Source organism: Bacillus sp. FSL K6-2841 (genome assembly GCF_037976435.1).
Taxonomy (GTDB): domain Bacteria; phylum Bacillota; class Bacilli; order Bacillales; family Bacillaceae; genus Bacillus; species Bacillus pumilus.
The window spans coordinates 327316-342218 of the sequence record NZ_CP150266.1 but is presented as its reverse complement, the minus strand read 5'-3'; the positions used below and the strand labels follow the sequence as shown (position 1 = coordinate 342218).

The following is a 14903-nucleotide window of genomic DNA, read 5'->3' as shown; positions in this document are numbered from 1 at the left end:
CCTCGTTATGTTTAATTCACGCTGACATGTGAGCGCTTTGAATTTGGTGAATAAATATCATTAATATTCCAATGTCCATCGGTAGGGACAGGATCATTTTTCATTGCTACATCGATGACGCAAGGCTCTTGAGATGCAATGGCTTCAGCTAAAGCTTCTTTGAATTCAGAAGCAGAGGTGATTTTAATCCCCTTCATCCCATAACCTCTTGCAATGGCAGCAAAATCCGGAGAATAGCTTTCTCCACCTTTTCTGAAAACAGTACCGTACGTCGTTTCATAGTGCGCCATTTGCAAACCGGCTATTGTTCCAAATGCACTGTTGTTCATTACAATCCACACAACAGGAATGTTCTCTTCAACGGCTGTTGCGAGAACAGATGGATTTTGACCGAATCCGCCGTCCCCAACGAGTGACACAACGACACGGTCAGGCTGGGCAATCTTTGCCCCAAGCGCAGCAGGGGCTCCAAATCCCATCGTTGCAAAGCCTCCCGGAGTTAGAATGGTCCCTGGCGTGAGCACAGGAAATTGCTGTCCTACGCCATTTTTATTCCAGCCAACATCCGTTGTAATAAAGGCATCTGGCGGCAATACTTCCCGCACTTCCTGCAAAATACGCTGCGGCTTCATTGGGAAAGATTCATCTTGAATGTTCGTCAGGTTGCCCGCCTGAAAATCCTTACGATATGCCGCAATTTCCTTTTTCAATTCAGGTCGATTCAGCCCTTCTGGCAATCTTTCTCTCGCCACTCGATTGAGTACAGTCAAGGCCTGCTTAAGATCGGCTACTGCTCCAATGTCAACAGGATAGTTACGTCCAATTTCATTCGGATCAATGTCAATATGAATGAGCTTGGTTGACGGGAAACGGAACGTATAATCTGATTCCCACGAACTCGCATCAGCTTCAGCAAAACGGGTGCCTAAAGCCAATATATAATCTGCCGCTTTGCACTGATCATTGATAAATTTTGTCCCCCAAAATCCTGTCATTCCAAGAGTCATTGGGTGATCATCCGGCATGGCTCCTTTCCCCATCAAAGAATGGGCGACAGGGATACTTAGATGGTCAGAAAATGCCTTTAATTCTTCAGCTGCATCAGCTAGTAAAATGCCTCCACCTACATATAAGAGCGGTCTTTCTGCCTGCAGCAATCGATCTAATATCCGATTGGCTGTTTGATCATCAATTGAAGGTTTTTCAATGGTCTGTGTATGATGGTTGATTTGTTCAAACAAGGACACATCTAGGTCTTTTGAGAACACATCCATTGGAACAGATATCAGCACTGGGCCAGGACGGCCGCTTTCAGCTAACTGAAATGCTTTTGATAAAATCTCTGGAAATAATGCTGGAATATCGACTCGCCATGCTCTTTTAACAAACGGCCGGTAAATTTCGTATTGAGAGGCATCAGAATGAAGATTGATCTCTTGGTGTGGGTGCTTTCCGTAGTAATGACTCGGGACATCTCCTGCAATAACAACCATTGGAATGGAATCAAGTGCTGCATTCGCTACCCCTGTTGCCGCATTGGTGAGTCCAGGACCTAGATGACTGAGCACAACAGCCGTCTGTTTCTTTGCTCGCGCATAACCATCTGCTGCATGTGCCGCTATCTGTTCATGCCTGACATTTACAAATTGAATCGAGCTTTTTTCAAGCGCTGATAAAAAGGCAATATTCGTATGACCGCAGAGACCAAAAATATGCTCGACTCCCCGATTTTCTAAGTACTGAATAACCTGTGTAGAAATATTCTTCTTCATGTTTCTCTCCTCTCACGGTGCAGCTATGAATCTGCTACTCACTTATTCTTTGAAAACACAATAGATAGAACGGTGTTCAAATCCTGTATCGCCACTTGCCCGGGAGCTGAGCTTTCTTTCCCTACAGCAAAGGTCATGACAGATCCAAAAAGTCCGCCAATCATTCTTGTAAAAGCCCCGTATTCCCCCATTGCCATCGAAATAACGGGAATTGACAGCTGCTTTTTCGCATGGCTGATCGCTGAGAGCAGTGTTAATGCATCGTCATAGGAATGCGGCATCACTGCGATCTTTGCGATGTCGGCGCCGGCTGATTCTGCATTGACGAATAGCTGCATGAGACGATCTACCTCAGGGGTACGCTGGAAATCATGATACGACACAATCAAGGTAACCCCATTTCTTTTAGCCGCCTGACTGACTTGCTGTATATGTGTCACATCATGCATCAATTCATAATCAACGGCGTCCACAAGCTGAGTGGAACAAAGCTCGGCAAGCAAAGAAACCTTCTCAGATTCCGAGAGTGATATACTTTCGCCGCCCTCCTTTTCAGAACGAATGGTGAATAAAAATGGGATGCCCTTTGCCCTTTCTACCATTCCCTTAAGGGTTTCTATCACTTGTTCCTTGTCATGAAGGTGATGAAAAAAATCCGCCCGCCACTCTATCACATCTGGCTTTTTCTCAGTTGGCTTTTTCTCAGTTAACACCTCGACCTCATGAAACAATTCTTCCTTTGTTTGTCCGATGAGCGGCGTACAAATCATTGGCTGAGCGCCTGTCTGCACACTTTTTATCTTTTGCTGAAATGCATTCACATCCATCCGCCCCTTTCACAGACCCTGTGGAAGCACGACCATTTTGGTTTCGGTCATCTCCTCGATGGCGAAACGCGGACCTTCTCTTCCAAGGCCACTTCGCTTAATCCCACCATAAGGCCAATGATCCAGTCTAAAATTCGATGTCCCATTGATGACAACCCCGCCAGTTTCAAGCTCTTTTGCTGCGTGTAATGCCACATCCAGCTGATTCGTAAAGATCCCTGCCTGCAAACCATATCGACTATCATTTGCTTTTTTAATTGCCTCCTCCAGTTCCTCATAAGGGAGAATGCTGACAACTGGGCCGAACACTTCCTCACAGACGACCTTGGCCTGTTTCGGAGGGTTTAGCAAAATAGCCGGTGTGATGCTCGCTCCATTTCTTTTTCCTCCACATAAAAGCTTTGCCCCCATACTCTCTGCCTCTTGTATCCATGCTTCAACTCGCTGCGCGGCCTGTACATCGACCATACAGCCGATATCACTCTCACTGGACAACGGATCTCCAACGACAAGCTGCTCTACTTTTTGTTTTAATACCTCAGTAAACGACGGCATAATTTCCTGGTGGACATAAATTCTTTGGACAGAAATACAGCTTTGACCAGAATTACTAAAGCCTGTCTTGGCACAAAGGGATGCGGCTTGTTCAATATCAGCATCGTGATGAACAATCGTAGCGCCATTCCCTCCGAGTTCGAGCAATACTTTTTTTAATCCCGCAGTAGTTGTAATATGTTCTCCTCCGGCAGCCCCGCCGGTAAAAGAGATGAGATTTGTTCTTTCATCAATAACTAACTGTTTCCCAGCGTCGACTCCGCCAATCACAAGCTGCAAACTTGCCTCAGGAAACCCTGCTTCGAGAAGGAGTTTCACAAACGCTGTAGCAACAGCTGAAGTTTGCGGTGCAGGCTTCAAAATAATGACATTCCCTCCCGCAAAAGCCGGGCCAACTTTGTGACAAATTAAATTGAGCGGTGCATTAAAAGGAGTAATCGCCAGCACAACTCCGACTGGTACTTTAAATGTCATGGCCATTGCTCCCTGTCCACGCGATGATACATTGCCAGGAATGGTCTCACCTATTAATCGATTCGCTTCTTCCGCCGATTGCGCCAGCGTCTCAATTGATCGTGAGACTTCATCTCTTGTATTTTTAAGCGGTTTGCCTAATTCTAACGAAATCAGTTTTGCGAAATGGTCTTTTTGTACTTCAAGCAAGGCGGCTGCTTTTGTTAGAATCTTTGAGCGTTCAATTGCCGATATTCCCGCTATTTGTTTTTTAGCCTGCTGCGCAATAGAAAGTGCCTGTTCTATGTCTTCTGGTGAGGCGAGATATGATGTACCGATCCTTTCTCCTGAGTAAGGATTTGTGATATCTGTTTTCACACGACCGGTATCCATCCACTCGCCGTTTATATATGATAACGCTTTCAAATGGCTCAAATTTTCTCTCCCTCCTTCAAGTGCCGCGTTCCATGTCCTGCATAACGAACCAATCTTTCTTCGTTCGGACAAGGTCCCTTCACGAGGGCTCCCTTTGTCAGTTCCTCATATGCATGCGCCACGATGCCCATTCCTCTGGATAAGGAAAAAATGCCTTTTGCTGCTTCTGCTGGAATGTTTAATTCACATTGGATGGCAGCAGATACACCGTCTATATTCATCGTGATTTTCTTCCCTTTCAGGTGTTCAAGCTCATGTCTAATCGCTTCGGCTAACCGTAAATATATCCCACTGATAAGACCTTGCTGGACATATGTGTGACTCAACTCATATAGACGTCTCACCCTCGGATCATCATCATGAAGCTGATGGCCGATCCCCGGAATTTTTTCCTTGCGAGTTAACCATGTGTGACATACTTGCTTGGCCGCAGACTGTATATCTTTTTGATCATCGTAGATCGCTTTGGCTTCGTATAACATACGCATGGCCTTCTCACCGGCTCCCCCATGAATATCACCTAATAGATTCACCCCTGTTGCAACAGATGAATTAAACGAAATGCCGCAAGTCACCGCCATTCTGGCTGCTGCAATAGATGGCGCTCTTGGTCCATGGTCCGCACCTGCGACAAGAACACTTTCAAAAAGAGCTGCTTTTGAATCATCCAATAATTCACCAACAAGCAGTAAATAAAGCATTTGTGGATACGACAGTTCACCAATCAGTTCTTCAATCGGATATCCTCGAAGTTCAATTGAGTTTTTTTGAATATGACTAATCTCAGTTTCCCACCAAGCGCCCCCTTCTTTGTAAATTTCCAGTGCACTTCGATTTTTCATTGTGTCAATCATTCCTTTAGCTTCTTATTTGGAGTGAATCACCCCTTTATTCCATACAGTGGAATCTAATTTCACTTTTCGGAATGTGGTTTCATTGTAAGCGCATTCTATTTCTTCGTCAATCGTTTTTTCTGAAAATACTGTCAATGGCAGTGAAATTAAGTGAATCGAACTAATAATAAATGCATCTCCATTTCAAATAAATCTATATTTAGTGAATTAGACTTAAGTATATCGTTCTACTAATTTAATGAATTTTTGGTTATTTTGTCAAACCCATTTGAAATTCGACATAAAAAGACCTCTCCATCTTCTGGAGAGGCCTCTTTTTTATTTCCACCAGTCATCAAACATGGAAGCGGGTACTTGGCGTTTATGCTCTGATTGAACATAGCGCTTTTCAATCGCTTCTGCTGCTTGTTCTGACACGGGCTTACCTTCTAAGTAATCATCAATTTCATTGTACGTAATGCCTAGTTCTGTTTCATCCGTTTGCTGAGGTTTATCATCAAGCAGATCGGCTGTTGGTTTCTTTAAGTATAGGCGCTCTGGTGCTTGCAGCGCTTCTAGCAGCAGCCGGCCTTGACGTTTCGTCAGACCTGTGAGCGGGAGAACGTCTGCACCGCCGTCACCATACTTCGTGAAGAATCCAGTGACTGCTTCGGCTGCATGATCTGTACCAATGACAAGTAACCCTTCTTCTCCTCCGACAGCATACTGTGCGATCATTCTCATGCGAGCTTTAACATTCCCTTTATTAAAGTCAGACAACGGTCCGCCCATGTCTTTTTGATATTGTTCACTGAATGCCTTCACAGCAGGCGCAATATCATATTTCCACGACTTGTCCGGCTGAATAAATGATAAAGCGAGCTGTGCATCATCTTCATCCTGCTGCACACCATGCGGGAGACGCACCGCAATAAAGACTGCGTCTTCTTTTCCTTCTTGACGCAGTTCAGATGCAGCGAGCTGTGCAAGACGGCCAGCGAGCGTTGAATCCTGTCCGCCGCTAATGCCGAGAACGAATCCTTTCGCACCGGTTTTTTTCAAGTAGTCCTTTAGAAATCCAACCCGTTTTTCAATCTCCTGCTTTGGGTCAATTGAGGGCTGCACATGCAACTCTTGGCTGATCTTTTTTTGCAAACTCATACACTTTTCCTCCTAAGCATCCTCTACATGAAGAGAACAGGTTTTACTCTGAATTCATTGATTTGACAACGTTTTTTGAATCTTCATTATACCATGTTTTCAGGAAGAACATTTTGTTAGACGTTCCCCTATTTCATTCATGATCAAACATTCATAAATGAAAAAGACCATGTCTATATGGACTGGCCCTTTTCTTTTTCAATCAATTTCTACCCGTATCGATGTACAGTTTGCACCATTACACTTCCCAATATCAGCAGGACATGCGGATACGGCCACAATGAGATCCATTTCGGCTCGCAGACGAATATAATCACCGGGAAGAGATTTTGGCAGCTCCACAGACAGCTTTCCTTTTTCATCAATGACTGTATTCATAAAGGCATTAAAAGGGTAGTACATATCCTCCTTCGGAATCCCAAATGGTTCAAAGGCATTCCGCAAATTATCGTAGCATGTATGCATGACCTCTAAATGCGTCCGTCCATATAAAAGCTGATACATTTCTTGCCGGCAGGCGGGCATGTATAAATCATGGCATTCGACAGTGTCTTCAATGATCGTAAACATCGGTTTGTATAAGTTAGAATAGAGTTTATCGCCTTTTTTCACTTTTGATGAAAATAGGCTGTCCATTGTCGCGCCTTGGTCAAATTTTTCATAAAAATCCTTTTCGTGATAAGCCATCACATCTGCTACTTGCTGGCCTTCAACATCAACCACCCGCATACATTGGCCTTTTCCTAAACGAAAGCCGAGTCCGCCCTTTGGTAAAATGACATGTTCTCCGTTCATCACATGCACTCCTTTCCTTGACAGTATGCCCAAAACGTCCTCTTTCTTGATCATGTATAAAAAAAAGAGGCGGTCACAAGCTAATGTCATTGAAACAGAAAGGTGTTGCGCATGCATTGAAAGAAGAACAAACTTTATCTTGGTGGCAGCTTTCTCTCATCGGAGTCGGCTGTACGATTGGCACTGGTTTCTTCCTTGGTTCCAGCATTGCCATTACAAAGTCCGGTTTTTCCGTCTGCATTTCTTTTTTACTTGCTGCGGTTGGAACCTATCTCGTCTTTAAACATTTGGCTGCGATGACAGCTGATAACCCTGATAAAGGGTCGTTTTGCTCCTATGCTCGTAAAGCATATGGACGCTGGGCAGGGTTTAGCAATGGCTGGGTGTATTGGTTTGCAGAAATGCTGATTACAGGAAGTCAGTTAACAGCGATTTCTCTTTTTACCCGCCACTGGTTTCCATCTGTGCCGCTCTGGGTGTTTTCTGCCATTTATTCCGCTCTTGCCCTGCTCGTGATAATCATAGGGCTCTCTTCTTTTCAAAAGACAGAAAATGTCCTAGCAGTACTGAAGACAGCGGCGATTTTTCTATTTATGATCCTGGCAGTGCTGGTGTTATTCGGCATTCTGACAGATCATAAACCGACCCTGCATCTGCCAAACAAAGATCACGAATGGATGCCGCTCGGTGCACTTGGTCTTTGGAATGGATTGATTTACGCATTTTATGCATTTGGGGGAATTGAGGTCATGGGGCTGATGGCGGTTCATTTAAAAGACCCGAAGGATGCAGCAAAGTCTGGACGGGTCATGCTGATGATTCTAGCGGTTATCTATATCGTCTCAATTGGTCTTGCTCTACTGCTTGTCCCGGTGACCGCCTTTAATGAGAACAGCAGTCCATTTATTACATCATTAGAACCTTTTCATTTATCGATCTTTCTTCATATCTTTAATGGCATTTTCATTATTGCCGGCTTTTCGACATTGGTTGCCTCACTCTATGCAGTCACGACGCTGCTTGGCACGATGTCAGAGCATCAAGATGCACCTGCTTGTTTTAAACAAAAAGACCCTTCTCATGTCGGATGGCCTTCGATTATTTTAACTGCTGCTGGATTAATTGTCTCGATTTTGCTTGCACTCTTTTTGTCCAAACACATCTACGAGCATCTCACAACAGCAGCCGGTCTTACCCTTCTGTACACATGGGTCTTCATTCTGTTCTCAAGTAAAAAACTATCAAAGCCATCCACTCGCCAAACGTGCGAAATGCTTCTTGCGCTTCTCTTGATTGGAGCCGCCATTTCAGGCACTTTAACAGAGGCAAGCGGACGACCGGGCTTTTTTATCAGCCTTGGGATTATTGCAGTGATTGCCATTATGGTGCTATTTATGAGAAGAAAGTGGAAGCAGCAAGATCAGACCGCATCATAATTTCATCATGTTTCTTAATGCAGTAAAAGGACATTTGGCGGAGGCTGGTTTCTCCGCCTCATCATCTGAGAGAAAGTATTGCTTCCATTCATGATTGGTCGGATCACCGTACCATTTTAATGATGGATGAATGCTGACCTCATCATATGCTTTGAGCCGCTTGCGAACGAGCTGGCTCATTTTTTGACCAAACTTGGTCGATCCATTCAATTTCTCAAACACCCATCTAGGCTGAAATGCCATTAAGACATAAGGGAAGTGGCGGCTTTTTCTGAGCTTATGAGCCGGTGTGGAGCATAAAATAAAATATGCTTCCCCGTGAAAGCAATACTCCCACTCATGATGATGAGCATCTAGTGGAATCTCCTCAGGCCATGGCACTTCATCTTTCTGGTGCAGTCGTTGAAGTAATGACCAAAACTGCTGCTCAAACTCTTCAAGCGCACTTTCCTTTAAATCCTGCGGTGTTTCAAAAAAACAAATAAATGAAGCATATTGACCCGTTTCTTTCGCACAGCTTTGATATTCTCTCAGCAGCTGCGCTAATTCCTCAACAGCCTCCTCTTCCCTCGGATCACCCACAAACCCATAGCGTAAATGATCGAGAAAAAATCCCTGTCTTCCGGGGACACAAGGGAATGTATCTGCCTCATCTCCTACCATCTCTCCAAATAGCGTAAAAGCATCCTGCTTCCATTCTTCTAGTGATCGTAGATTTTGATCAAGGCAACTTTTTGCATACAACTGGGCCATTTCCTTCCACCTCGTTTTAGCGTCTTCTCCATAGCCTATGAGAAAAAAAGGCTGTGGTGACTGTCCCTAAGCGACTTTCATTGCGCATTCAAGAGGTGGATGTTCTCGTTCAAATTGAGCATGTATGTGTGTCTTTCACGCCATGCTGCTTCTTTTCATAGAGCACTTTTGTATCAACCCTATGATTGGTTCTTCATTAAAAAGACAGAATCGAGCACCCAATAAATGAGGGCTGAGCAAAAGCAAAACAGATAGACTTTGTAGCTAATGAACACAACCAGTCCATAATCAATCCATAACGCTAACGCAGAGCAAATCACCCACGCCGCAAGAAAATAAACAAGTAAGTCACGGCCTCGAAACTTTCTAGGATGCCTGTGTAAGACAAGCTGAATCGGTGCAGCAAACACTACATAAGCAATCAAAATGAGCAGACTTGTCATCTCCACATAACCAAAGCCTGCTTCAGGCGGGATAAATAGCAGGGTATATACGAATGTTGCTGTGATGACTGATAAGATCAGCATGCACAAATAGTTGAAGACTGGAAGAAAAATACGCATGGCAAAGCTCCTTGAATCCATTTTATATCTCACCATTATTCAAGAATGTGTTATGTCTGTCAATCCTTACAAAAAAAGCAGACTGACATGTCAGTCTGCTTTTCTACCCGATCAACGCCATGATCCCTTGATACCCAAAATAGACGCCGAAACCAAGTAAAGATAAGCCTGCAAGAACGGATAAGCCATGTAAGACACGTTCACTTAAATAGCGCCTAAACGAACTAGCCAGCAGCGCCATGCTGAAATCCCAGATCAACATGCCGATAAAAATAGCTATGCTGTACATCAGCATTTGAGATGCCCCATACTTTTCGATCGTATTGGCCAAAATACTGCCGTAGATCCCAAGCCAAAATAAAATACTGAGCGGATTGGAAAGAGAAATGAAAAATCCCGTCATGAACGAATGCCCGATCGACGTGTTTCCTCCATCCTTCTTTGGACTTTCCTGCAAGTTGATTTTACGAAGGCTTTCAATTCCGGTATAGGTTAGAACGAAAAAACCGAACAGCCACAAAAAGGTTTTCACAAGAGGTGCAGTCAAAAGCTGGGCGACACCAAAATAGATGAGGAGCATGTAGACAATATCCGCAGCCATTGCCCCCACACCAAAAATCCACGCATGCCAAAAGCCACTTTTAATCCCTCTATCAATTTGGGCAGCATTCACTGGCCCAACAGGCGCTGAAAGTGACAACCCTAAAAAGATATACCCAAAAAACACCGCCACATAGACGTCCTCCTTTTGATGCTGACTTGTACATATTATTCAAACGTTCTATGGTTTAGTACAAGTCCTTTGTCATCTTTCCAGGCGGACTCAAGGGCATTGATATCGCTTATCGATCCGCTTTCAGTGCCGACTGCTGCGGGAGAACGGTTTCTTTTTTCTTCATACGATTCATTTGAATCGCAGCTGCAAATAGAAGAACAGCTAAGAAGGCGAAAACAAAGGTGGCACTTGCTGCTCCTGCCCATTCAATACTAAAGCCGATCAAGAAGGACAAGCAGGCTCCGCCTAAACTTGCGGCTGCAATAAAGTAACTCGTGGCCTCGTCGATGGCATTTTCAATCATTAATGCAGATGCAGTCAGTGCGATTGGGAACATACCAGCTGCGCACAAGCCAATGAAAAAGATGAGAAGCAGCTGGGCGGTGATGTGCGTTGTCAGCGCAAAGGTCACGAGCAGCAGAATCATGAGTGCTGCGCTTAGCTTTAAAAAACGCAGCGGGTGCAGCTGGTCTGCTTTTCTCGCAATCACGGTTCTGCCGATGACAATGGCTGTCCAGAAAGTGGAAACTGCAAAGAGACCCCAATTGTCTCCCCCCTTCTCCAGCATGATCGACGGCAAAAAGTTCGCAAAGTTCGTTTCAATCCCTGCGTAGAAAAAGGCAAAGCAAATCATGATTACCACAATGATTCGATTGTTTCGATCAACAAGTAAGGACGGTTTTCTCCCCCCATTGGAAGGAGAAGTCATCTGTCCACGAGGCAATTTGTTCATAAAGGCAAGCCAGAGCATAAGGAAGAAAGTCAGTGCACCGACTTGAAATAAAAACACATAGTGCCACGTCTGTTCATTGACAGTCAGTAAAATCACAAGTGGAAATAACAGCGCTCCTAACCCAAAGAAGACCTCCATGATGCTGATTCGCTTTGCACTGTTTGCCATCGAAATCACATACGCTCCGGCCGTTGTCTCAAGACTGCCTGCACCACTCCCAAGAAAAAAACCTGCAAGCACAAGTGTTGACCAGCCCGGCACCAAAAGCCCAAGCAGAAGTGACCCAATCATCAGCAAAAGACCCATAGTCAGAACAGCGCCATAGCCTTTTTTCCTCACAAGGATGGGGGATAACAGAACCCCTGTCAAAAAACCAATAAACTGAAAAAAAATTAAAGATGATAATTCCCCTGGACCCTTATCGTAACTAGACAGTAAATAAGGAGTTAAACTGCCAAAAAACACATGAATGGTCCCAATAAAAAAATAAAAGACACAGCCAAAATAAAATACTTTTTTCATCTTTTCACTTCCTCTAAAAAGGAGCGGAGTTTTGACATCCTCCGCTCCACCTCTTTAATATGCCCGAGCAGACTCGACAGCCTCTTCCCTCTCGAAGCATGTATTAAGCGCAGCCTGTGCGCGATACCCGTCTACAAAATCAGCAACTTTCATATGAGATGGATATGGATCTGTATTCACCCAGTGCATCAGCTGATCACGGAACGTATCAGACCATCCGTAAAATTCATTTGGCGGATCTGTCAGCAGGGTTTGCGGCATTTGATGACGCTCCACACACAAGCCATCGCTGATCTCATATTCGTTTTTCATGTTCGTATGGTATTTGAATACCTTGTCATGACCAACGACTTCTACACTAAATCCGCATTCCTCCGGCTGCGTGCTTTTGGATGTGACCAAATGAAAGAACACTTGATTCTCCATCTGACCGAAAATTTCGGTATGATCATCCACCTGTACCTTTTTCTCTTCCTTTTCCTTTACATGCGTCAGCATCTTGGTATTTAAGGAGTCTTTCTTCATGTCACTGCCAAATAAGTACCAAAGCATATCAATTAAATGAATGCCAAGATCTCCTAATGCACCGCTCGTACGCAGACTCTCCCCGCTGTCTCTCCATGAAAATGTCTTTCTTCTGAGGGCACTGTTTTTCTTAAAATGAGTCCTGACAGTTAAAATCCGGCCTAATTCACCATTGGCAATCAAGTTCTTCAAAATATTCACAAAGGATAAGTAACGATAGTTAAAGCCCATACTGGCTTGAACCTGGAACTGTTTGGCTGTCTCCACCATTTCCTTCGCTTCCTTCAGCGACACAGCCATCGGCTTTTCACATAAAATGGGCTGTCCTGCTCTTAGTGCTTGAAGGGCATGGTCTTTGTGACAAAAATTCGGGGAAGCAATGATCAACCCATCAGATGCATCTGCTAAAGTTTCGATACTTGAATACACACGTCCGCCATACTGTTTAATGAATCCCTGTGCAACTGACTCGTGTAAATCATAAACACCTGATAACTCTGCACCTTTGATCGTTGATAATGCTCTTGCATGTGCTTTTGCAATATTCCCTGCTCCAACAATTCCAATTTTCTTCATGAATGTGCCTCCTCATGTTTATACATCACTGTTTTCAGTGTTTCATAGATTCCTTTTGCATACCCATGATGACAAATTTGATGATGGTGCCGCTTGGCTTCGGCCGTCGCATTTTGGACGAGGAAACCGTGCGTGACGGATTGAAGCATCCGCAAATCGTTCCCACTATCTCCAAAGGCAAAGCCTTGACCTTTCGATAAATCATATTGCTTCAGCATAAAGCGGACAATTTCATCCTTCCCTGTGCCGACTGGTAAAAAATCGACATCATAGCAATCCGCAGGGTCTCCTGCGAGCGGATTGCATTTGTTGATGTTGACCGTCACCCCGCGCTCTTTGGCAAGTGTTTGGATGAATGATAGATGATGAAGATCTGTCCGCTCATCCTGCTCCTGATAATAGAAATTCTTCTTATACCCTGAGCTGCCCAGCTGCGTTTGCGGTCTGAGATGAATTCCCTTTTCACGTATGGTTTCGAGGATGTCTTCAATTTTTTCATCTGAAAAGCCCTGTGCATCCAGACGCTTCATCCACTCCGCATCTGGCTGTCCAAAATGAGCATCTGATGTATACACAATCTCAGTCCCTAAGTTCGATGCAATGAAATGCGGGAATTGATGAAAACCGCCTTTTTCCATTTTGCTTGTCACAGAATCAAGGCTGCTTCCCGTCACCCAGCCAAGCATAAGCTCTCCTGCTTCGCTCTTTTCTGCCACAAAGGCCTCCAGCCGCTTGACATCCTCTCGCTGCTCCTCTGTCATTTCGTGAGAATAATAGGTTTCATCAAAATCACAGAAGACGATCCACTTCGGATTTTTCGGCTGATTCAGTAGTTTTTTATTGAATGGAAGACTTGATAACATGTTGAACCCCCTCGATGACCTTCTCCTGATCTTGCAGCGGCATGCCTGGATACAGCGGCAAGTGAAGTAATTGCTGTGCTGCTTTTTCCGTATGTGGAAGTGATGTACGTTTATACTTTTGAGAAACAAGATCTGTTTGATGCTGATGCGATAGGATTGGGTAATAAACATCTGTCTCTATGCCCATTTCCAGCAATTTCGCTGCAAGCTCATCTCGTTCTCCCTTCAGCACCCTGATCGGGAACAGATGCCAGACATGATCATCCGTCAGCTTCGGAAGCTTCAAGTATCCTTCATCCTCTAGCGTTTGCAGCTGGTCAATGTAGCGCTTTGCTAAGTAGAAACGTTTAAAGTTTTGTAATCCTAAATACTTCATACGTTCGAGTCCGATCGCTGCCTGCAAATTATCAATTTTCGAATTAAAGCCATAGTCACTGCGTTTGACATTTTTCTTTCCTACTTCAAAGCCGTGATAGCTGATCTCCATGCATTTCTCCGCTAGGGCTTCATCATTTGTTGCAATGGCTCCTGCCTTACCGCAGACACCAAGATTTTTGTATGGATTAAAGCTGAGAACAAGCCCATCTCCATATGCTCCGAGGCCAGTGCTCCCGATTGCCTGACAGCCATCTTCAATGATTTTCAGCCCATGCTTTTTCGCAATCGCCGAAATGGCCTTCATATCCGCTTGTTTTCCATATAAATGAACCGGAAGAATGCATGCCGTTTGATCTGTGATATGCTTCTCTATTTCACTCGGTGCCAAGCAGTAAGTATCTGGATCAATATCGGCGTAGACCGGAACAGCCCCAATCGCAAGCACTGCATTTTCTGTTGCAGCAAAGCTATTTGCTGGCAAAATGACCTCATCTCCTGGATGGACGCCTGCTGATATGAGACTGATCATTAGGGCATCTGTTCCACTTGACGTGGCAATGACATATTTCTTCCCTAAGTACTCAGCGAGCTGCTTTTCAAACGCCGGAATATATGGCCCTGAAGTAAAACGGCCAGAACTCAATACTTCTTTCAGCACCTGCATAATGTCATCGATCTCTTCCTCTGAAATCAGTTTATCGACTGGCAGAAACGGTATCTTTTTTTCCTTATTTTGTTTATAATGGAAGAGAATTTTTTCCAAGCCAGTGCGTCTTATATCTTGCTCGAGGAACGTCACCAGCTTTTCATTTGCTAGGTGCTTCTCAACTGAATCAGACTTTACTTGAACACCTTGATTGATCATATCCAGCAAAGGGAGATAATCCTTGCTTTTACCTGATATCTTCGTCAATATTTGCATTCCATTCCCTCCAATTAATCAATTCC

At 44.3% G+C, this 14903-nt stretch carries 14 protein-coding genes; 1 reads left to right on the top strand and 13 read right to left on the bottom strand.

Going from position 1 to position 14903, the window contains the following annotated elements:
• Positions 1–11: 11 nt before the first annotated feature.
• The 6 genes from MHH68_RS01855 to MHH68_RS01830 all read right to left on the bottom strand — a co-directional run bounded on the left by MHH68_RS01855 (position 12) and on the right by MHH68_RS01830 (position 6831).
• On the bottom strand, positions 12–1772 hold the full coding sequence (locus tag MHH68_RS01855; protein WP_339164865.1) for a thiamine pyrophosphate-binding protein: 1761 nt from the start codon (positions 1770–1772) through the stop codon (positions 12–14).
• Between the two features lie 38 nt (positions 1773–1810).
• Positions 1811–2599, bottom strand: coding sequence for a type I 3-dehydroquinate dehydratase (gene aroD, locus MHH68_RS01850; RefSeq protein WP_339164863.1), 789 nt, complete (start codon positions 2597–2599; stop codon positions 1811–1813).
• Between the two features lie 9 nt (positions 2600–2608).
• A complete protein-coding gene (locus MHH68_RS01845; RefSeq protein WP_339164861.1) occupies positions 2609–4042 on the bottom strand; it encodes an aldehyde dehydrogenase family protein in 1434 nt (477 codons plus the stop codon).
• Positions 4039–4896, bottom strand: a complete 858-nt coding sequence (locus MHH68_RS01840) for a citryl-CoA lyase (RefSeq protein WP_080772930.1) — start codon at positions 4894–4896, stop codon at positions 4039–4041. Before MHH68_RS01840 ends, MHH68_RS01845 begins: the two co-directional genes overlap by 4 nt.
• A 318-nt stretch (positions 4897–5214) precedes the next feature.
• A complete protein-coding gene (nadE, locus tag MHH68_RS01835) occupies positions 5215–6036 on the bottom strand; it encodes an ammonia-dependent NAD(+) synthetase (protein WP_061406684.1) in 822 nt (273 codons plus the stop codon).
• A 198-nt stretch (positions 6037–6234) separates the two neighbouring features.
• On the bottom strand, positions 6235–6831 hold the full coding sequence (locus MHH68_RS01830; protein WP_339164859.1) for an urea carboxylase-associated family protein: 597 nt from the start codon (positions 6829–6831) through the stop codon (positions 6235–6237).
• An 83-nt stretch (positions 6832–6914) separates the two neighbouring features.
• On the opposite strand from MHH68_RS01830, the gene MHH68_RS01825 reads away from it, so the two are divergent.
• The gene (locus tag MHH68_RS01825) at positions 6915–8267 is read left to right on the top strand and encodes an amino acid permease (protein WP_339164857.1); all 1353 of its coding nucleotides are present in this window, start codon (positions 6915–6917) and stop codon (positions 8265–8267) included.
• Here the strand turns inward: MHH68_RS01825 and MHH68_RS01820 are convergent.
• From MHH68_RS01820 to MHH68_RS01790, 7 genes are all read right to left on the bottom strand, one after another.
• Positions 8262–9020, bottom strand: a complete 759-nt coding sequence (locus MHH68_RS01820) for a YqcI/YcgG family protein (RefSeq protein WP_339164855.1) — start codon at positions 9018–9020, stop codon at positions 8262–8264. The genes MHH68_RS01825 and MHH68_RS01820 overlap by 6 nt on opposite strands.
• Positions 9021–9199: 179 nt before the next feature.
• Positions 9200–9583 carry a UPF0715 family protein gene (locus tag MHH68_RS01815; RefSeq protein WP_339164853.1) on the bottom strand — a complete coding sequence of 128 codons (384 nt, stop codon included), beginning with the start codon at positions 9581–9583 and terminating at the stop codon, positions 9200–9202.
• A gap of 103 nt (positions 9584–9686) precedes the next feature.
• On the bottom strand, positions 9687–10316 hold the full coding sequence (locus MHH68_RS01810; RefSeq protein WP_058015253.1) for a LysE family translocator: 630 nt from the start codon (positions 10314–10316) through the stop codon (positions 9687–9689).
• A gap of 109 nt (positions 10317–10425) precedes the next feature.
• The gene (locus MHH68_RS01805) at positions 10426–11613 is read right to left on the bottom strand and encodes an MFS transporter (RefSeq protein ID WP_339164850.1); all 1188 of its coding nucleotides are present in this window, start codon (positions 11611–11613) and stop codon (positions 10426–10428) included.
• A 54-nt stretch (positions 11614–11667) separates the two neighbouring features.
• Positions 11668–12714, bottom strand: a complete 1047-nt coding sequence (locus MHH68_RS01800; RefSeq protein ID WP_058015251.1) for a Gfo/Idh/MocA family oxidoreductase — start codon at positions 12712–12714, stop codon at positions 11668–11670.
• Positions 12711–13577, bottom strand: coding sequence for an HAD-IIB family hydrolase (locus tag MHH68_RS01795; RefSeq protein WP_339164848.1), 867 nt, complete (start codon positions 13575–13577; stop codon positions 12711–12713). Before MHH68_RS01795 ends, MHH68_RS01800 begins: the two co-directional genes overlap by 4 nt.
• A complete protein-coding gene (locus MHH68_RS01790) occupies positions 13552–14877 on the bottom strand; it encodes a DegT/DnrJ/EryC1/StrS family aminotransferase (RefSeq protein WP_339164846.1) in 1326 nt (441 codons plus the stop codon). Before MHH68_RS01790 ends, MHH68_RS01795 begins: the two co-directional genes overlap by 26 nt.
• Between the last annotated feature and the right edge of the window lie 26 nt (positions 14878–14903).